The organism is Paenibacillus thalictri (genome assembly GCF_004307995.1).
Taxonomy (GTDB): domain Bacteria; phylum Bacillota; class Bacilli; order Paenibacillales; family NBRC-103111; genus Paenibacillus_AF; species Paenibacillus_AF thalictri.
This window is the reverse complement of the sequence record NZ_SIRE01000011.1, coordinates 134779-155855: the sequence shown is the minus strand read 5'-3', so window position 1 is coordinate 155855 and position 21077 is coordinate 134779. Positions and strand designations below refer to the sequence as shown.

The 21077-nt window shown below is 50.8% G+C and carries 16 protein-coding genes; all 16 read right to left on the bottom strand.

Annotation, left to right across the window (positions count from 1 at the left end):
* Nucleotides 1-87: 87 nt before the first annotated feature.
* The gene (locus tag EYB31_RS16700) at nt 88-2190 is read right to left on the bottom strand and encodes a polyribonucleotide nucleotidyltransferase (protein WP_131014509.1); all 2103 of its coding nucleotides are present in this window, start codon (nt 2188-2190) and stop codon (nt 88-90) included.
* A gap of 296 nt (nt 2191-2486) precedes the next feature.
* On the bottom strand, nt 2487-2756 hold the full coding sequence (gene rpsO, locus EYB31_RS16695) for a 30S ribosomal protein S15 (protein ID WP_131014508.1): 270 nt from the start codon (nt 2754-2756) through the stop codon (nt 2487-2489).
* A 171-nt stretch (nt 2757-2927) separates the two neighbouring features.
* Nucleotides 2928-3863, bottom strand: coding sequence for a bifunctional riboflavin kinase/FAD synthetase (locus tag EYB31_RS16690; protein ID WP_131014507.1), 936 nt, complete (start codon nt 3861-3863; stop codon nt 2928-2930).
* Nucleotides 3864-3930: 67 nt separating this feature from the next.
* Nucleotides 3931-4860, bottom strand: a complete 930-nt coding sequence (gene truB, locus EYB31_RS16685; protein WP_131014506.1) for a tRNA pseudouridine(55) synthase TruB — start codon at nt 4858-4860, stop codon at nt 3931-3933.
* Nucleotides 4857-5852 (bottom strand): DHH family phosphoesterase, encoded by a 996-nt coding sequence (locus EYB31_RS16680; protein ID WP_131014505.1) that lies wholly within the window; start codon nt 5850-5852, stop codon nt 4857-4859. Before EYB31_RS16680 ends, truB begins: the two co-directional genes overlap by 4 nt.
* Nucleotides 5849-6205, bottom strand: a complete 357-nt coding sequence (rbfA, locus tag EYB31_RS16675; protein WP_131014504.1) for a 30S ribosome-binding factor RbfA — start codon at nt 6203-6205, stop codon at nt 5849-5851. The genes EYB31_RS16680 and rbfA overlap by 4 nt, the downstream gene beginning before the upstream one ends.
* Before the next feature lie 6 nt (nt 6206-6211).
* On the bottom strand, nt 6212-9211 hold the full coding sequence (gene infB, locus EYB31_RS16670) for a translation initiation factor IF-2 (RefSeq protein ID WP_240762499.1): 3000 nt from the start codon (nt 9209-9211) through the stop codon (nt 6212-6214).
* Entirely contained in the window at nt 9204-9530 is a 327-nt protein-coding gene (locus EYB31_RS16665; protein WP_240762497.1) for a L7Ae/L30e/S12e/Gadd45 family ribosomal protein, read from the bottom strand. The genes infB and EYB31_RS16665 overlap by 8 nt, the downstream gene beginning before the upstream one ends.
* Nucleotides 9517-9831, bottom strand: coding sequence for an RNase P modulator RnpM (gene rnpM / locus EYB31_RS16660; RefSeq protein WP_131014502.1), 315 nt, complete (start codon nt 9829-9831; stop codon nt 9517-9519). The genes EYB31_RS16665 and rnpM overlap by 14 nt, the downstream gene beginning before the upstream one ends.
* A 57-nt stretch (nt 9832-9888) precedes the next feature.
* A complete protein-coding gene (gene nusA / locus EYB31_RS16655; protein ID WP_131014501.1) occupies nt 9889-10986 on the bottom strand; it encodes a transcription termination factor NusA in 1098 nt (365 codons plus the stop codon).
* A gap of 35 nt (nt 10987-11021) precedes the next feature.
* Complete coding sequence (gene rimP / locus EYB31_RS16650; RefSeq protein ID WP_131014500.1) at nt 11022-11483, bottom strand: ribosome maturation factor RimP; 462 nt, start codon at nt 11481-11483, stop codon at nt 11022-11024.
* 150 nt (nt 11484-11633) lie between these two features.
* Entirely contained in the window at nt 11634-15941 is a 4308-nt protein-coding gene (locus EYB31_RS16645; RefSeq protein ID WP_131014499.1) for a PolC-type DNA polymerase III, read from the bottom strand.
* A gap of 301 nt (nt 15942-16242) precedes the next feature.
* Entirely contained in the window at nt 16243-17688 is a 1446-nt protein-coding gene (gene proS / locus EYB31_RS16640) for a proline--tRNA ligase (protein ID WP_131014498.1), read from the bottom strand.
* 7 nt (nt 17689-17695) lie between these two features.
* Nucleotides 17696-18952, bottom strand: coding sequence for an RIP metalloprotease RseP (rseP, locus tag EYB31_RS16635; RefSeq protein WP_131014497.1), 1257 nt, complete (start codon nt 18950-18952; stop codon nt 17696-17698).
* 148 nt (nt 18953-19100) lie between these two features.
* Nucleotides 19101-20237 (bottom strand): 1-deoxy-D-xylulose-5-phosphate reductoisomerase, encoded by a 1137-nt coding sequence (locus EYB31_RS16630; RefSeq protein ID WP_131014496.1) that lies wholly within the window; start codon nt 20235-20237, stop codon nt 19101-19103.
* Between the two features lie 24 nt (nt 20238-20261).
* A complete protein-coding gene (locus EYB31_RS16625) occupies nt 20262-21062 on the bottom strand; it encodes a phosphatidate cytidylyltransferase (protein ID WP_131014495.1) in 801 nt (266 codons plus the stop codon).
* Between the last annotated feature and the right edge of the window lie 15 nt (nt 21063-21077).

The following is a 21077-nucleotide window of genomic DNA, read 5'->3' as shown; positions in this document are numbered from 1 at the left end:
AAGTTTATGCACGTTCGACCCGAAAACGGGCTGAAAAAAGCAAAAAAAGAGACAGACGACTCTGACTCTTTCTCGTATGAGCTTATGTTATTGTGCAGGTGCCGTTTCGGCAAGCAGAACGGCTTTTCTCGACAAGTTAACCCGGCCCTGCTGATCGATTTCGGTTACTTTGACGGTAATTTTATCGCCAATCTTGACGACATCTTCCGTTTTGGCCACACGTTCGGTGGACAGATGAGATATGTGCACAAGCCCTTCTTTACCCGGCAAAATTTCCACGAACGCTCCGAATTTCTCGACCCGCTTCACAGTGCCCAAGTAAATCTCGCCAACGATGACCTCGCGTACGATACCTTCGATGATGGAACGCGCCTTCTCGTTCATCTCCTGGTTGGAAGAAGCGATGAATACGCGGCCGTCCTGCTCGATATCGATTTTTACGCCGGTCTCTTCGATGATTTTGTTGATGATTTTACCGCCCGCACCGATGACATCGCGGATTTTGTCCGGATTGATCTGCATGGTGAGAATTTTCGGCGCATATGGCGACAAGTCCTGCTTAGGCGTAGAGATGCGATCCATCATTTTGCCCAAGATAAACATTCTGCCGGCTTTCGCCTGCTCCAACGCTTGTTCCAAAATCGCGCGGTCGATACCGTCGATCTTGATATCCATCTGCAGCGCCGTAACTCCTTTGGCCGTACCCGCCACTTTAAAGTCCATATCGCCCAGATGATCTTCCATGCCTTGAATGTCGGTCAGAATCGAGAAGTGATCGCCATCCTTGATCAGACCCATGGCGACACCCGCTACAGGCGCTTTAATCGGCACCCCGGCGTCCATCAATGCAAGTGTGCTGGCGCAAATACTTGCTTGTGACGTCGAACCGTTGGACTCCAACACCTCGGAGACAAGCCGGATCGTGTAAGGGAAATCCGTTTCCGATGGAATGATCGGTTCCAATGCGCGTTCGCCGAGTGCCCCGTGACCGATTTCGCGGCGTCCCGGAGGGCGCAGCGGCCGTGCTTCACCAACGCTGAACGGCGGGAAGTTGTAATGATGCATGAAACGTTTGGTTTCTTCCAAGTCGATGCCGTCCAAAATTTGCACATCGCCCAGCGCTCCCAGCGTACATACGCTTAACGCTTGCGTTTGGCCGCGGGTGAACAATCCGGAACCGTGTGTGCGCGGCAGCAATGTAATGTCGCATTCGATCGGACGAATTTCATCCAAACCTCTGCCGTCAGGTCTTACTTTATCGTGGGTGATAAGGCGCCGCACTTCTTCTTTGACGATATCGTACAGCGTTTCCTTCACGTCGTCCATCAGGTCCGGCGTTTCGGCATACACTCCGCCAAAATGCTCAGCGGCCTCTTCATTGATCGCGTCGATTGCGTTTTGGCGGGCATGTTTCTCGGCAATTTTAATTGCTTCTACAAGCCTGTCCTGCGCGAATGCGCGAACCGCTTTGTTGACGTCAGCGTCAACGCTATGTAAAATCACGTCCATCTTCGGTTTGCCGGCTTCAAGAACAAATTGCTCCTGAACAGCGACAATTTTACGAATTTCATCGTGACCAAACATGATCGCTTCAAGCATCACTTCTTCAGGCACTTCGTCGGCTCCCGCTTCTACCATCATAATGGCGTCTTTAGTGCCGGCAACGACGAGATGCACATCGCTTTTATCAGCTTGTTCCTGCGTCGGGTTGATGATGAACTGCCCGTCGATACGGCCAACGATGACACCGCCGATCGGTCCGTTAAACGGTACGTCGGAAATGCTGAGCGCTGCGGAAGTACCGATCATTGCCGCCATTTCAGGGGAACAATCCTGGTCCACGCTCATGACCATCGCAACGATTTGCACATCGTTACGGAAGCCTTCGGGAAACAGCGGGCGAATCGGACGGTCGGTCAGACGGCTGGCGAGGATTGCTTTCTCGCTGGGACGCCCTTCGCGTTTAATAAAACCACCGGGGATTTTGCCTACCGAATACAAGCGTTCTTCATAATTGACAGTCAACGGAAAAAAATCAAGATCTTTCGGTCCGGGCGAAGCCGTTACCGTACATAACACGGAAGTGTCGCCATAACGCGCCATTACCGCGCCGTTCGCTTGTTTTGCCAAGCGGCCGGTTTCGAGGATTAAAGGCCTTCCGCCCAAATCCATTTGAATACGTTTCTCCATGGGGTGCCTCCTTCGACATTCATGAAACCAGGCTTCAGAAGCGTTCGCTTCCAAGCCGTGCTCATCTTTTACCAATTCTGCATACTGTACAGTATTTCCTTCTTTTTTGCAAATAAAATGCCGCGCCAAAGAAAAGCTGCTGAGCAAAGCTCATTTGGTCTGGACACCTTGGTGCCCCATCTTCTTCCGAAAAAAAGCGCGGCATGCGAAAAAGCAACCTGCCGCGCTTTAAGCCCGACACCCTAAAGGGAAGGCTAGAAGGCACGACACGGTTGCTTCGGGTTTGCTTATGCAAATTATCTGCGCAATCCGAGTTTTTCAATCAGTGCGCTGTAACGGCTAACGTCTTTGTTTTTCAAATACGCGAGCAGCTTACGGCGTTGACCTACCATTTTCAAAAGACCACGGCGGGAATGATGATCCTTTTTGTGAGTCTTCAAGTGGCCAGTCAAATTCACGATGTTTTCCGTCAGGATAGCGATTTGCACTTCAGGAGATCCCGTATCGCTCTCATGAGTTTTATGAGTTGAGATCAATTCCTGTTTGCGTTCTTGAGTTAATGCCATCCTAATCACCTCCATGTAATATAATATATCCCCATCTGCCCAGAAATCGTCGGAGTCGTCATATCTCCGCGCAGAGGTTCATCCGTCACCCGACAAATCGGCAAATCATACCTGAAGCGGGCAACGAAATCTAGTATAGCATAACCTCTAGGCAAATGTAAAACGGCTTTTTCAGAGCGATGAAAGAATCGTTCTGCCCGTGTCGGCATCGCGGCGAATTTGTGCGATCAGCTCGTCCACGGAAGCAAACTTCCGCTCAGCTCTAATATAGTCGACGACATCAACGCTAATCCGCTTGCCGTAAATCGTGCCGTCAAAGTCCAGGATGTGCACTTCGATCGTAGGCACAACTTCGTCTTGGTTAAACGTCGGCTTCACCCCGATGTTCATAACCCCATTGTAGACGGTGCCGTCTAACAGCACCTTCACTGCGTAAACGCCCTTAGCCGGCACCACAAAGGGCTCGGACAACGAAATATTGGCCGTCGGAAATCCGATCGTCCGCCCTCTCGCTTCACCGTGAACGACCTCGCCCGTAATCCGGTGCGGCCGTCCCAGCAGCGCCGCCGCTTGGCGGGCATCGCCGAGCAGCAGATGCTCGCGAATCCGCGTGCTGCTCACCTTAGCTCCTTCTTTGTGAAAAGCCCTGACAATTTCCACAGCAAAACGGCCTTTGGCCAGCTCGCATAACATGTCCGGATTGCCTTCCCCTTTATAGCCAAATGTGAAATCGAAGCCAACAATGACTTCCTCCACATTCATCGGGATCAGCATCTGCTCGACAAATTGCTGCGGAGTGACCTGCATAAACGCCGGATCAAACGTCACAATATAGGTAGTGTCGACACCCATCTGTTCAATCAGCCCGGTTTTGGCCGAAAATGGCGAAAGCACCTGCACATACTTCGTATGCCCGAGCACCTGTCTCGGATGCGGGTGAAACGTCATGATCGAGCTGGCTACATTCAGCCGCTTCGCTGTGTCGACCGCTCTTTGAATAACCTCGCGATGGCCGAGATGAACGCCGTCAAAGTCGCCGATCGCAAGCACCTGTCTAGGGAATGAACCGGCATCGGTCACAGGATATGTCAAATGAATAGTTTGCATATAAATTCACCTTCAATCAATCACGCGGGCATAAACTGCAGCATGAAGTTGCCTTTGTACAAAAGGTTTAGGAAAATACCTTCACCGGCGCGAGGCAGCCGAGCTCAGGGTCCCACTCGAATACGCCGATAAAATCGTTTTGTGATGAATACACACGATATAACGCGCGAAGCCGTTCATCCACGTCGGAGCTTTGCGATAGCCTGATTTTTTGCCCTTGCAGCGCCTGACGGGTTTGCGTCTCGTTTAATGTCGTTTTGTTCAAATGAAGTACAGCAGCGTCCACTGGAATCAGCAGCTCCGGAACGGTCCCGTTGTCCCGGCGGGCTTCAAGTTCTTCCAACGTGATGCATTGCGACAACCCGATATTTCCCGTCCGGGTCCGCGTCAAATGCGACATAACCGCAGGATAACCAAGTTCCTTGCCGATATCGACACATAAGGTGCGGATGTATGTCCCCTTGGAACATAGGGCGCGGAAACGGATATCCGGATGAGGTTTGTCCAAATCAGCGGAAATCAATTCGATTTGATAAAGCGTTACCTTGCGCGACTTGCGTTCAACTTCTTTTCCTTCACGGGCTAATTCATATAAGCGTTTACCGTCCACTTTGATCGCGGAGAACATCGGCGGAACCTGCTCGATTTCACCGACAAATTGCCTTAGCACCGCTTCAACCTGATCCAAAGTCAAAACCGCGGAATCGACCCGTTCAGTTATATTTCCGCTTGCATCCTCTGTATCGGTTGCATAACCCACTGTAAGGGTAGCCTCGTATTCTTTAGGCAGCTCCTGAATGTATTCCACCATTCTTGTCGCGCGGCCGATGCAAAGCGGCAGCACGCCGGTGACTTGCGGGTCAAGCGTGCCAGTGTGGCCGATTCTTTTTTCCTTCAAAATACGTCTTACCTTGGCAACGACATCGTGTGAAGTCCAGCCAGCCGGTTTCATTACAGGCAGAATGCCTTCTAAAGGAGTTATCGTGTTTGTTGTCATCCCAATGCCTGCCCCATTTCCTTCACAACCCGCTCGATCACTTCGCCGAGCTTGCCGGAAACCGTACAGCCGGCTGCACGGACATGCCCGCCGCCGCCCATCGTTTTGGCGAACCTGGCCACGTCAACGCTGCCTGCGGAACGAAAGCTGATCTTCACCTGTCCATTCTCCCGTTCCTTAAACAGCATCCCTACCTCAACGCCTTCCACGTTGCGGGGATAATTGACGAGTCCGTCCATATCTTCGCCCGCGGCGCCGAAACGGGCTGCGTCTTCCAGTGTAACGCTAACCCAGGCAAGCTTTTGATTATAGGCAAATGAAAGTGTGGATAAAGATTGTTTAATTAACGAAATTTGCGGAACCGTCATTTTTTCCAGCAGACGCTCGGCCAACTCATGCCCCTTGACGCCCAGACGCAGCATCTCCGCGGCAGTCTGCATCACCTTGGGTGTTGTGTTGGCGTAACGGAACCCGCCGGTATCCGTCAACAGTCCGGAGTATATACATACATTCAGCGAGTGTTCCAAGGTCAGATTCATATGTACGGCCAAGTCGAACAGCACTTCTACCGTCGCCGCGGCGTCCTCGCGAACCAGGTTGACTTGTCCGAACCTGTCGTTTGTCGCATGGTGATCGATATTGAGAAGCAACGCATGTTCGCCAAAAAACGCGCGAACTGCGCCGATACGTTCGTGATCGGCACAATCCACGCTGATGATGGAAGAAAACGTGCGGTCGGGAGTGTTTGCCATACCGTTCATGATCGGCTGATCTCCGGCCATAAACATGAATTTTTCAGGCATACGTCCTTCATTGATTAAGGTGTACGTTTTGCCCAGCTGACGGAGCATCCAGCCAACCGCAAAGGTCGAGCCGGCTGCATCTCCATCAGGCTGAACGTGCGCCACAACCAGAAAATCGTCATGCTCCACAATAAACCGCTTCGCCGCCTCAAGCTGAATCTCATATTCAGAGGAGACTTGATGTGTCATGGGTTTACAGTTCCGGTATTGATTTGATCGAGCAAACGTTCAATCCGGCTGCCGTAGTCAATCGAGGCATCGAATTTAAAAACAAGCTCGGGAATTTTTCTCAGACGGATCCGCTTGCCGAGTTCGGAACGGATAAATCCGGTGCTGCGGCCAAGCGCCTTGAGTGTTTCTTCTTTTTGCTCATCGGTGCCGAGTACGCTCAAATATATTTTCGCGAGCGAAAAATCACTTGTTACCTCTACACCGGTCACCGTAATGAAGCCGATTCTAGGGTCTTTCAACTCGGATTGGATAATTTGGCTAATTTCTTTTTTAATTTGTTCTCCGACGCGGCCTACACGAACTTTTGCCATGAACGATCACCTCTCGACAGTTTCCATTACGAACGCTTCGATAATATCTCCTTCTTTAATATCATTAAATTTGTCCAGAGATATACCGCATTCGTAACCTTGCGCCACTTCTTTGGCGTCATCCTTAAACCGCTTGAGCGAATCGACCTTGCCTTCGAAAACGACGATACCGCTGCGGATAAGGCGCATTTCGGCGTTGCGTGCGATTTTGCCCGAAGTTACCATACAACCGGCAATCGTTCCCACTTTGGACACCTTAAACACGTTTCTTACCTCAGCATGCCCAATGACGTTTTCTTTATATACAGGATCCAGCATGCCTTTCATGGCCGCTTCGATCTCGTCGATTACATTGTAGATAACGCGGTGCAGACGGACATCGACCTTTTCTTGCTCGGCCGTCAGCTTGGCTTGAGGCTCCGGACGTACGTTAAAACCGATGACAATCGCGTTGGAAGCGGAAGCCAGAATGACGTCGGATTCGGTAATCGCACCTACGCCGATATGCAAAATTTTGACCCGGACGCCTTCGATGTCGATTTTACCCAAAGAACCTTTGAGTGCTTCGACGGAGCCCTGAACGTCACCTTTGATAATAACGTTAAGGTCTTTGATTTCGCCGTCTTTGATATGTTTATACAAATCGTCGAGTGTTACGCGAGTATTCGCGCCCATATCCGCTTGCCGCTGCGTGATGGCACGTTTGTCGGCAATCATTCTCGCCTTGCGCTCATCCTCAAATGCCATAAACGGATCGCCGGCAAGCGGCACTTCCGTCAAACCGGTAATTTCCACCGGCGTGGAAGGACCTGCTTCTTTGAGTTTCTTGCCTTTGTCGTTGACCATCGCACGAACACGTCCGAAGCAGTTACCTGCAACAAAGCTGTCGCCGATTTTCAGCGTACCGTGCTGGATGAGCACACGCGCAACCGGTCCTTTGCCTTTGTCCAGCTCGGCTTCGATGACGGTACCGCGGGCGCGTTTGTTCGGGTTCGCCTTAAGCTCCTGTACCTCAGCTACGAGCAAGATCGTATCGAGCAGGCTTTCCAGTCCGATGCGCTGCTTAGCCGACAACTCACAGAAGATGGTATCGCCGCCCCATTCTTCGGGAACAAGCTCATATTCGGTCATTTCCTGTTTAATCCGTTCTGTATTCGCACCGGGCTTATCGATCTTGTTCACCGCTACGATAATCGGCACTTTCGCCGCTTTCGCATGGTTGATGGCCTCGACCGTTTGCGGCATCACACCGTCGTCCGCTGCAACGACCAGAATTGTAATGTCAGTTACCTGTGCGCCGCGGGCACGCATCGACGTAAACGCTTCGTGACCCGGAGTATCCAGGAACGTAATTTTTTTATTGTGAATTTCAACTTGGTATGCACCGATATGCTGGGTAATCCCGCCTGCTTCGCCTTCGGTCACGCTTGTTTGACGGATAGCGTCAAGCAGCGTTGTTTTACCATGGTCAACGTGACCCATAATCGTAACAACAGGAGGACGTTCCAGAAGATCGGCTTCCTCGTCTTTTTCTTCGACCAATTCAAACTTGTCTTCTTCAACCGGGATCTTCAGCTCGACTTCGACACCAAACTCGGTGGCAAGCAGTTGAATCGAATCCAGGTCCAGCTCCTGATTGATCGTAGCCATGACGCCAAGGAACAACAGCTTCTTGATGACTTCGGAAGCATCCTTATGCAGCGCTTTGGCCATTTCGCCAACGGTCATCGTACCACGTACGATAATTTTCTTCGGTGTATTGTCGATTTTCTCCTTGCGTTGAACCGGCTCTTGGCCTCTTCCACGCTGATTGCGGTTATTGCCCGATCTATTGTTGAAACCTCTGTTATTGCCACCGGATTTATTGTCTTCAAACCGCTTAGGAGCCGGTTTTGTCGTTTTCGCCGTTTTACCGGTTGATACGTTCGGATCGTCCAGATCAAGCTCAATTACATCCTGGGCTTTCAGCGGAGTTGAAGCTACCGCTTTTTGCGCAACGAATTGACGGTTGTTATCCTGGTTTTTGCGCGGGTTGCTGAAATTGCCGCCGTTATTGGAGCGCTGCTCGAAATTACGGTTGCGGTTCGCATTGCCGCCGCCTTGCGGTTGCGAAAAGGATGGAGCCGGCGCCGAGAACGAGCGATTTTCGCTTGGACGGCTGTTTTGCTGCGGACGACCTTGTTGACCTCCGCCTTGCTGTGGACGGCTGTCGCGGTTGAAATCACGTTGCCCGCCACCCTGACCGCCTTGTCCTCCACTGCCTCCTTGACGGTACTGCTGGCCTCCGCCTGAGCCTTGTGGACGGCGATCCTGATAGCTACCTTGCGGACGCCCATCGCGTTGCCCGCCCTGACCGCCTTGTCCTCCGCCCGGACGGTTTTGCTGCCCTTGACCGGATCTTTGGTATTGCCCTTGACCTTGGCCTTGTTGGCCAGACCGTTGATACTGGCCTTGCCCTTGACCGCCGGAATTTCTTTGCTGGTATTGACCTTGACCTTGGCCTTGACCACCGGAATTTCTTTGCTGGTATTGACCCTGGCCTTGACCGCCGGAGTTTCTCTGCTGGTATTGACCTTGACCTTGGCCTTGACCGCCGGAGTTTCTTTGCTGGTATTGACCTTGGCCTTGCTGGCCGCCGCTATGCTGCTGACCGGAATGCTGCGGTCTCGATTGCTGTGACGACGAGGACTGCTGACCGGATTGCTGCTGCTGAGGAGCAGAGTTTTGATTTTGGGAAGCAGGAGCCTGCGGCGCTTTTGGCGCTTCGGATTTTGCCTGCTGATTGCCGGCCGGTCTTTGTGTGTTGTTTGTTTGCTTGGCCGCTGCATTTGCTTTTACATCGCGAAAAAATTTTTCCACTGAATCGACAGCCTCATTTTCCATAACGCTCATATGATTATTTACGGGTATATTTAGTCGTTTTAAAATAGTAATAATCTCCTTGCTGCTCATATTTAATGATTTAGCGTATTCGTAAACTCGCAATTTATTGTCTTGTTTATTCAATCGCCTGCACCTCCGGTAATTTCCAGACCTTTTCCAACATTTGCGCGAACCCTTTATCCGTAACGGCAATGACGACGCGGTCTGCCTTGCCGATGCTCGTTCCCAGTTGTTCGCGGCTGCCGTACACCAGCACTGGCACATGGTAAGTGCTGCATTTATCGCTCATCTTCTTGCTCGTGTTAGCAGCAGCGTCTTCAGCGATGATCACAAGCTTAGCATCGCCCGATTTCACCGCGGCCATCACACCTTCGTCTCCGGTAACCAATTTGCCGGCACGCATGGCCAACCCCAAGTTCGATAAAAATTTACTCTTCATCATCGTCCACCGTGTCTTTCAGGGCGATGAATTCGTCTTCTACCCGAATAAAGTCCTGTTCCAAAGCATCATATATGGATGCGCTGACCGCGGCTTTAAGCGCACGATCGAGCGACTTGTTTTTTTTGGCCAATTTAAAGCATGAACGTTTGCCGCACAGATAAGCGCCGCGTCCGGACTTTTTTCCCGACAGATCGATCATGATCTGATCGTCTGGCGTCTTGACCACGCGGATCAGCTCCTTCTTCGGCATCATTTCCTGGCAGGCTACGCATTTGCGAAGCGGTACCTTCCTTGGCTTCATCCGTTTTCACCCACCCTAAACCGCAAAAATTTGCTAAAAAACGCCTCGCAGCGGAACTTAATCGATGCTAACCGAGTTTTGCTGCATTTCGTCGCCGCTCGACTTCGGACGGCCGTATTCCTGCTCGGCTTGTGTCTCGCTTTTGATATCGATCTTCCAGCCTGTCAGCTTCGCGGCCAGACGGGCATTTTGTCCTTTGATCCCGATGGCCAGCGACAGCTGATAGTCCGGCACGATGACACGCGCCATTTTCTCGGCTTCGAACACCTGTACTTCCAGCACCTTGGACGGGCTGAGCGCATTGGCGACATACTCCTCTACGCTTTCCATCCAATGGACGATATCGATTTTCTCGCCTTTCAGCTCGCCCACGATCGTCTGTACGCGAACGCCCTTAGGGCCTACGCACGAACCAACCGGATCGACTTCGCTGTTGCGCGAGTGCACGGCAATTTTTGAACGGAAACCGGCTTCACGGGCGACAGACTTAATTTCCACAACACCGTCGTAAATTTCCGGGACCTCCAGCTCGAACAGCCGTTTCAAAAGCCCCGGATGCGTGCGGGACAGCACGATTTGCGGACCTTTTGTCGTATTTTCCACCTTCGTGATGTAGGCTTTAACGCGTTCGCCCTGCTTGAACTTATCGGTCGGCATTAATTCGGTCAGCGGCAGGACCGCCTCGATTTTGCCGAGATCGACGTATAAGTTGCGCTGATCCTGACGTTGAATGAGGCCGTTGACAATGTCGTCTTCCTTGTCGACAAAAGCGTTGTAGATCAGTCCCCGCTCCGCTTCGCGGATGCGCTGGGTGACGACCTGCTTAGCCGTCTGAGCGGCAATACGTCCGAAATCGCGTGGCGTTACTTCCAACTCCACAATATCTCCGAGCTGATAGTTTTGGTTAATTTCTCTAGAGGCCGGAAGCGAAATTTCCAGCCTTGGATCAAGCACGTCATCCACGACTGTTTTTCTGGCAAACACTTTAATGAGGCCCGTTTGACGGTTAATGTCCACACGCACGTTTTGGGCCGTATTAAAATTGCGCTTATAACCGGAGATAAGAGCCGCTTCAATGGCATCGACAAGCACATCCTTGGCGATTCCTTTTTCCCTCTCAATTTCTGATAATGCTTCAATAAAATCCGTGTTCATTGGATTTTCAGGTCCCCCTTTCAATAGATCAAACGTTAAAATACGATGGCAAGCCGCGCTCCGGCTACTTGCCCCGTCGCAATAACATGTTCTTTTTTTCCGACCTGCACAACAAGCCCGTCTTCCGAATAGGAAACGAGAGTGCCTTCAAATTCTTTCATCCCGTCCACTGGCTCATAGGTCGTAACAAACACATGTTCGCCGACCGCCTTCTCGAAGTCTTTTGCTTTCTTCAAGGGGCGCTCCGCTCCGGGAGATGACACTTCCAGAAAATAAGCGGATTCAATCGGATCCTTCTCGTCGAGTTTGTCGCTCAGAAACTCGCTAATCCGTCCGCAATCGTCGATATCGATGCCGCCCTCCTTGTCCACAAAAACCCGCAGGAACCAGTTGCTGCCTTCTTTGACATACTCAATATCAACCAGCTCAAAGCCATGCTGCTCCAAATACGGCTGAACGAGCGACTCGACGATCGACTTGATTTGTTCATTTGTCAAGCGCGTAAAACCTCCTATTTTGTATACATGAATGTGTATATGAAAATGTAAAGAGTGGGTTTCCCCACTCTCTGACGTCGGCATTTATACTCATTATTACCAAAAAAAATTATACCATAACCCATGTAAGCGTACAATAGCCAATTTACATTAGAACAAAGACAACTGATTGGATTCCGGCAAGCCGCGGAAACAACCCATCGAACCAAGAAGTTCCACGATCGTCTTGGAGGCCTTGCTTTTTTGTTGAAAATCCTCGATGGAAAGAAACGCTCCTTCATTTTTGGCGGCGGCGATATTTTTCGCTGCGTTCTCCCCGATCCCTGCCAAAGCCGAAAACGGCGGAATCAGCGAATCTCCTTCGATCAAAAATTTAGTCGCGTCCGATTTGTACAAATCGATCGGTTTGAAGCTGAAGCCACGCGCGGTCATTTCCAGCGCCATCTCCAGAATGGAAACCATCGCTTTTTCCTTCGGTGTCGCCTGGAACGCTTTCTCCTCGATTTCAATCAGCCTTTTCAGAATCGCGTCATAACCCTGGCAGAGCAGGTCCAGTTCGAAGTCCGTCGCCCGCACCGAGAAATAAGTCGCATAATAAGCAATCGGATGATACAGCTTGAAGTAGGCGGTCCGCACCGCGGAAATAACGTAAGCGGCGGCATGCGCCTTCGGGAACATGTATTGGATTTTCTCGCACGAGTCGATATACCACAGCGGCACCTTGCATTTCTTCATTTCATCTTTCCACTCATCGGTAAGCCCTTTGCCTTTACGCACGCTTTCCGTAATTTTAAAAGCAAGCGCCGCATCCATACCCGCTTTATAGATCAGATACAACATGATGTCGTCGCGGCAGCCGATTACTGTCTTGATCGTACAGATGCCTTTCTTGATCAGCTCCTGCGCATTGTCCAGCCATACGCCCGTACCGTGGGATAACCCGGATATTTGTAGCAAGTCGGCAAAGGTCGAAGGTTTCGCTTCCTCCAGCATCTGACGCACGAACTTCGTGCCCATCTCCGGCACCCCGTAGGTAGCCACCGGCGTGCGAATCTTTTCCGGCGCCACGCCTAGCGCCGTTACGGAATTAAACATGCTCATGACTTTCGAATCGTTCATCGGAATGGTCGTCGGGTCGACCCCCGTCAAATCCTGCAGCATCCGCATCATCGTCGGATCGTCGTGTCCGAGTATATCAAGCTTGAGCAGATTCGCGTCAAAGGCATGATAGTCAAAATGCGTCGTTTTCCAATCCGCGCTTGTATCGTCGGCCGGGAACTGGACCGGGGTAATGTCGTCGACTTCAATATAGTCCGGTACGACGACAATGCCGCCCGGATGCTGGCCCGTGCTGCGTTTAACGCCGGTACAGCCCTGAGCAAGCCGGTTCAGCTCGGCGCCGCGCCACTGCTTGCCTTGATGTTCCTCGTATTTCTTGACGAAACCAAACGCCGTTTTTTCTGCGACCGTACCAATCGTACCGGCGCGAAACACGTTTTTCTCGCCAAACATCACCTTGGTGAAGTTGTGCGCCTCCGGCTGGTATTCACCGGAGAAGTTAAGATCGATATCGGGAACCTTATCGCCTTTAAAGCCAAGGAACGTTTCAAACGGGATGTCCTGGCCTTCACCCTTCAGCCTGCTGCCGCATTTCGGGCAATCTTTATCCTGCAGGTCGAAGCCGCTCGGAATCGAACCGTCGAGAATCCACTCGCTGTATTGGCAAGATAAGCACAAATAATGCGGCGGTAGCGGATTAACCTCGGAAATGCCAAGGAACGTTGCCACGACCGAGGAACCGACGGAACCCCGCGAACCAACCAGATAACCGTCGGCGTTCGATTTTTTCACCAGACGTTCGGAAATCAAATAGTTCGCCGAGAAGCCGTATTTGATGATCGGCACAAGTTCCTTCTCCAGCCTTGCGGTAACAACCTCGGGCAAATCGTCCCCGTACATGCTTTTGGCCGTGTTGTAACAGGTCGTACGTATTTCCTCTTCGGCCCCATCGATAATCGGCGTAAACAGTTTGGTCGGAAACAGCTCAATTTCCTCAAACCGGTCGGCCAGCTCGCTTGTGTTTTTTACGACCACTTCGTAAGCTTTATCGCTGCCGAGATACTCGAATTGCTCCAGCATTTCCTTCGTCGTGCGAAAATGCACGTCGGGTTTGCGGATATCCTTCAGCGGGCTAAATCCGGTAATGCCGTGAATCGTAATATCGCGGCAAATTTTTTCGCGCGGGTGCAAGTAGTGTACGTTGCCGGTTGCGATTACCGGCTTATTCAGCTTCTCGCCGATCCGGCAGATCGCCCGATTCGTATCCTCCAGCTGCTGCTTGCTGCCAACAAGCCCTTTTTCCACGAGATGCATATTGACGTCCACCGGCTGGATTTCCAGCACATCGTAAAATGCCGCAACCGCTTCAGCTTCCTCCGCCGATTTGTTCAGCACGGTTTCGTAAAACTCGCCTTTCTCGCAGCCGGAAGCGATAATCAAACCTTCGCGCATCTCCACCAGCTTGCTTTTCGGGATGCAGGGCACCCGGTAAAAATATTCGGTATGCGACATCGATACCAGCTTAAACAAATTCTTTTTCCCGATCGCATTCTGGGCGTAAATACAGCAGTGAAAAGGCCGCTGCGTGGCCAAGTTTTTACCGACGCTATCGTTGAGCTTGCTTAAATTGACAATACCGCGCTGCTCCGACGCTTCCTTAATAAGGTGAAACAACACATGACCCAGCGCAATGGAGTCGTCGATCGCGCGGTGATGGTTGTCGAGACCGACTTTAAATTTATCGGTCAGCGTGTTAAGCCGGTGATTTTTCATCGTCGGGAACAAGAGGCGCGACATCTCCAGCGTATCGATCACCGGGTTAGTCAGCTCCGGCAAGCCCATTCGCTTCAAATTCGCTTGAATAAAGCCCATATCGAAACGGGCATTGTGGGCGACAAGCACCGAATCTCGGGTAAACTCGACAAATTTCGGCAGCATGTCCTCAAGCTCCGGCGCCCCCGCCACCATCTCGTCGGTGATATTCGTCAGCTGCTGAATGTTGTAAGGAATTTTCTCATGCGGATCGATAAACGTTGCGAAGCGGTCGATTTCTTTGCCGCCCTGCATTTTCACTCCGGCAATTTCGATGATCTTGTTGCTCCCTACGGACAAACCGGTGGTCTCGATGTCAAATATAATATAAGTGCCCTCGCGAATATCGAGATCTACCGGGTTCATCACAACCGGAACGGAATCATTGATCACATTGGCTTCCATGCCGTAAATGATTTTAATATGGTGCTTGTGTGCGGCGTGATTCGCTTCGGGGAACGACTGCACCCCCCCGTGATCGGTGATCGCTATCGCTTTATGCCCCCATTTGGCCGCCGTCTTAATGTACTGATCGACCGGAGTAATGCCGTCCATCGGACTCATCGTCGTATGCAGATGGAATTCGACGCGTTTCTCCTCGGCATCATCTTTGCGTTCCGGCGGTGCGACCACCTCATTAATATCCGAAGGAATCATCACAAGCTCAGGGATTTGCATGAACCGGTCGTATTCGACGCGGCCTCTCACCTTGATCCATTTGCCGTTGGCCAGCAAACTTAATATTTTTAATTCTTCCTTTGTTTTGGCAAACGATTTAAGCATTAAGGAATCGGTAAAATCCGTTATGTTAAAAGTAAACAGCGTGCTGCCGTTTCTCAGCTCTTTCATTTCCAGTCCGAACACCATGCCCTGCAGGACGACTTTTTTCTCTTCGTCTTTAATGTCTTGAAGCGGCACAGGCGGGTCTTTAATTTCATAACCGACCATCAGCTTCAGCTCGGCGGCCGGGAGCGCATCGGCTTCATTTTCGTTCATGCCGGACGTAAGAACCTGCATGACTTCGATTTGTTCCTGCTCAATCTGCTTGGCGAATTTCTCAAACTCTTCTTCATTTGATTCGTTAACTTGCAAGCGAACCTGATAATCAATCGTAAAATAATTTTTATAAAACGTATGAATGTACTGCCCGATATTTTTTTTCTTAGCCAGCTCCAGCCCAATCTGGTCGAGCAGCAGCAGCGTAAGCACGTTGCCTTGAGCCTCTACTTTCGCCTTCATCAGCCAACCGTTGACGGACACTTTCTCGCGTTGGATCCACTCCAGAAACAGTCCCCAGTATTCGCTTGCCACCTCCGCTCGATCAATCTCGTCGGCATATTGCAGCACAAATTGAATTCTGGCGATATGCGTAAACTTGTCGCGGATCATTTTGCAAAATGAAATGTAAATATCTCGAGGAACGACTTTATTTTGGGCGATATAAAACGTCCAATCTTTATTTTTTCGGCTGACTTCCACTCTATCGATATAACCGTCCGCAAAAAAAGAATCGATTACGTCAGTTGGAATTTCGGCATGCTTCATCAGCTGCTCAAAGCGTTCCCGCTTAACGGCTAAATTGCTCATGAATGTCCTCCCCCTGTTCAAAACAAAAGAGCAACAGGAAACCTCACCTATTGCCCTGTTTATTACTACCTCTAGGATCCGCCGACGTTTTTTTGATATTTTGTGAATATGAACTCCCCTGGTGATGGAGGAAAAGGGAATGGCATGGAAAGTTTACGTCCGCTTTTGAAAACTGTGTTTTCACCTTAAAATATATTCAAAAAAAACAGTTTTCATTGGCGGTGGAATGCCATCCCTTTTCCGGAATCACTAGAGCGCCAAACATCATATTCACAAAATAACAAGTCCGTCGGACGGGCTCCTAGTACGCCCGCCCGAATACGACTGTATGCTCGGCTTTTTCCCCGCAAACCAAACAAGTCGACTTATGCTCGGACGGAGAAAACGGAATGTTACGGCTTGTCGCGCCGGTTTCTTCTTTGACCTGCGCTTCGCAAGCGGCGGAACCACACCAACCGGCCAGCAGGAAACCGCGTTTTTCGTCAAGGAACTGCTTCATCTCATCCAGCGTATCCACCGCTCCGTAATGCTCGTCGCGGAACTGCTTGGCGCGTTCGAACATTTGGTCGTGAATCTCGGCCAGCATTTTATTGATTTCCGCTGTAAAATCGGCTTGAGCCACGATACGTTTCTCTCCGGAAATCCGCGAAACAAGCACCACTTGCCCGTTCTCCATATCGCGAGGTCCGATTTCCACACGAATCGGCACGCCGCGCATTTCATATTCATTAAACTTCCAGCCCGGGCTTTGATCGCGGTCATCCACTTTAACGCGAATGCCTGCTTTCTTTAACTCTAAGAACAACTCGTCCGCACGCGCAACAACCTGCTCCCTTGTTTTGGCCGGACCGATCGGGATGATGACGACCTGTGTCGGAGCCACCTTCGGCGGCAAGGCAAGGCCGCGGTCATCGCCGTGAACCATAATCAGCGCCCCGATCAACCGGGTGCTTACGCCCCAGGAAGTCGTATGGCAAAATTGATGCTGATTTTCGCGGTTAAGGAACTTAATATCGAAAGCTACAGCAAAATTAGTGCCAAGATAATGAGAAGTTCCCGCTTGAACCGCCTTGCCGTCTTTCATCATCGCCTCAATCGAATAGGTATCGACAGCGCCGGCAAATTTCTCGGAAGGAGTTTTTTGTCCCATGATGACCGGAATGGCTAAATAATTTTCGGCGAAATCACGATAAATGTCCAGCATCTGCATCGTTTCGCGCCGGGCGTCCGCTTCGTCTTCATGCGCCGTATGGCCTTCCTGCCACAAAAACTCGCTTGTCCGCAGGAACGGCTGCGTACGTTTCTCCCAACGCACCACGTTCGCCCATTGGTTGATCAGCACCGGCAAATCGCGGTAAGAGTTGATCCATTCGGAGTACATATGGCCAATCATCGTTTCCGAAGTAGGACGGATGGCCAGACGTTCTTCCAACTTCTCGCCGCCGGCTTCCGTTACCCAAGGCAGCTCGGGATTAAACCCTTCCACGTGCTCTTTTTCCTTCTGAAAAAAGCTCTCGGGAATAAACATTGGAAAATACGCATTGCGGTGACCCGTTTCTTTAAATCTAGCATCCAATTCTTTTTGGATCAATTCCCAAATTTCATAGCTGTCCGGCTTAAACACAATGCAGCCCCTGACGGGCGAATAGCTCATCAGGTCGGCTTTTTTAATGACATCGATATACCATCTGGAAAAGTCTTCGTTCTGCGGTGTAATTTCCTTGACAAACTGTTTCTCCTTCGACATGGAACAACTACCCTTTCATCAACCGTAAAATATCGTTATAAGTGACCGCAATCATCAACAGCATCAACATCGCAAACCCGACAAAATGCACCATGCTTTCGCGGTTCGGATCAACCGGTTTGCCTCTGACCGCTTCAAAACCTAGAAATACAAGTCTGCTGCCATCCAGTGCAGGGAACGGGAGCAAATTAAAAATACCAAGATACAAGCTGAGAAGTCCCGCCCAAAATACATATTGCGCAAACCCGGCGCTTGCCTGTTCGCTTGTAAATTCAACGATTCGCACCGGTCCGCCAAGATCGTCCATTTTGAACTGCAGGGTAACCAGCTTGCCAAAGCTGTCCAGAATGGAGCCGGTTGCCGATACCATCGTGCTTCCGCCATATTTTACGCCTTCTAAAACGCCGGACGGACGTGTTTCCAACAGCAAAGAAACGCCGACTAAGCCGCTTCCACCCTTATCTTCCGGCGTCACTTCCTTGCGAAGCTGTTCCTTATTCCGCTCAACTACCCATACCATCGGTTTGCCTACGGAATCTTTAATTAAACTGGTCAGCTTATTGCGGTCCGCGCCGATCTCTTCGTGGTTAACGGACAGAATCAAGTCACCCGCCATTAAGCCCGCCTTTTCGGCCGCTGAACTCGGTACGATGCTTTGGATTTTCACCTTATCCGGTACACCCGTCATAAATGCCACAGACATAAAAAGCACAAAAGCAAGCAGGAAGTTCATCACCGGTCCGGCCACAATCGAAAGCGCTCTTTGCCCTACCCGCTTACTGCCGAACTGACGGTTCAACGGCGCAATTTGCGTGTCTTTACCTTTGCTGATCATCAGCGCTTGCGGATGGATGGGGAACCGTACGATTTCCTCGTTAAGGTTCAGCATGACAAAAAGATCTTTTTCCAGATCAATCCGTTCCACCGTTCCGATCGTCGCATCCGCCAACTGGTCCAACCGGTCCACATAAATATGGGTAACCTCATCGTCCGTTAGCTTGACGCCAATCGTTTGACCGGGATGAATCTGCACGATCTCCGGATCTTCCCCCGCCATCCGGACGAAACCGCCGATCGGCAGCAGCCGCAGCGTGTAGCGGGTTTCCCCTTTTTTAAAGGAAATCAGCTTGGGTCCAAAACCGATGGCAAACTCGCGCACCAATATACCGGCCCTTTTGGCAAAATAAAAATGGCCCCATTCATGAATCGTGACAAGCACGAAAAACATCAATACTATTTGAAAAGCGTTTTGTATCGCAGACAAGTGGCAGCGTCCTCCTTTAATTCGCAAATGTGTCCTGTTGCATCATGTACTTAGATTAACATTATTTACGAATATAATACAAGCAAACCGTCTTCTCAAGAAACATATTACGATAGAAGATAAAACATGCTTGTAAGGTTAAGGAGTTTTACATACGGGAAGCCGCTGTTCTCGCCCATTGATCCGCGGCCATGATGCTCTCCAGATCAGGGGCGGCAACCGCAGCATGTTGGGACAACACCTGTTCGATAACATGCTCGATCTGCAGAAAACCAATGTCTCCGTTTAAAAAACGGGATACCGCCACTTCATTAGCTGCATTATATACCGTTGGCATCGTTCCGCCGGCCCTTCCGCTGTCATACGCCATTCTTAGGCACGGGAAACGCTCAAAATCCATTTTACGGAAGACCAGCTTGCCTGTCTCCGTTAAATCCAGCGGTTTCGAAGGCGTTTCCAGCCGATCCGGATAGGTCAGCGCATACTGAATCGGCACCCGCATGTCCGGATTGCCCATCTGGGCGATAATGCTGTGGTCGGTAAACTCCACAAACGAATGCACGATGCTCTCCGGATGAATCAGCACATCGATCCGATCATAAGGCAGCCCGAACAGCCAGTGGGCTTCAATGACTTCCAGCCCTTTATTTACCATAGAGGCCGAGTCAATCGTAATTTTCGCGCCCATGGACCAATTCGGGTGTTTCAGCGCATCCTGCACGGTGACATGCTGAAGTTCATCTCGTGTACGATCGCGAAACGAGCCGCCTGATGCCGTCAATGTGATCTTACGAATCCGTTCGTGACTTTCGCCGTTCAAACATTGAAAAATCGCCGAATGCTCGCTATCGATCGGAAGCAGCTTGACGCCCCGCTTACGGGCCAGGTCCGTGACAATATGACCTGCGCTGACAAGCGTCTCTTTGTTGGCTAATCCAATCTGCTTGCCTGCGTCAATTGCAGCTAGCGTAGGCCTGAGGCCTTGGCTTCCCACTACCGCGGTTACCACAAAATCGGCATCGGTACCGGCTGCAATTTCCGTCAGTCCCGCTTCTCCATACAACACTTCCGCTTCCGAAATATGTAAACGCAGCTCGTCCGCAAGCGCCTTGGTCGAAACGGAAACTTTGCGCGGCTTAAAACGTTTCGCCTGCTCGATCAGAAGCGGCAGGTTTGTTCCGCCGGCGATGCCTTCCACCGTAAAGCGCTCCGGATGATGGGCAATGACATCCAACGTCTGTGTGCCCACAGAACCTGTTGAGCCTAAAATGGCTATTCGTTTCATAACAATTACACCTCAGGCTTGACTTTAATGGGGAATCAAGGAGAGCATATGGACGGCCGGAAATACGATCAGCCAGCTGTCCACGCGGTCCAGCACCCCGCCATGTCCCGGCAAAATGGTCCCGGTATCCTTGATGCCTTTGACCCGTTTATACGCGGATTGCATCAAATCGCCCAGCTGCCCGACAATCCCGATAACGAGTCCCAGCAGTACGGCATGTCCAATGGTTAGCAGTTCCGGCTTAGCTACCGCAAAACAGATTGCAACCACCACGGATAATACGATCCCGCCAAGGGAACCTTCAATCGATTTCTTCGGGCTGATTGTAGGCCACAACGGATGTTTGCCGATGACCGTGCCGGTGAAATAAGCTCCCGAATCGGTCGACCAGATGCACAGAAACACAAGGAACGTCCAGAATAAACCATGTCCGTCGGGAGACATCCGGGTTTCCGCCATATAGTGGAATCCAAAGCCGATATAAACGATCCCGATAAAAAACATAGCCGCGTGATCGATCGTCACTTTATTTTTCGAGGTGACCGTCACGGCAAGCATAAGAAATAAGAACGTCCAGACGAACGTCTCCATTCCCATCTGCGGCAGCACTCCGGCGGAATGCCATGGCACACTGAGTAAAAGCACGCCAAGCATCCCCAGCCAGACGGTTACCGGATAGCGCTTTAAGTCATTCATACGCATAAACTCATCATAACCGATAGCGGACATGACGAGCAGCAATCCGGTAAACCAATAACCGCCTGCTAATAATAATATGAGAAAGCCGATTCCGGCGATTAAGCCCGTTACAATTCGCTGCTTCAAGGACGTACCTCCAAC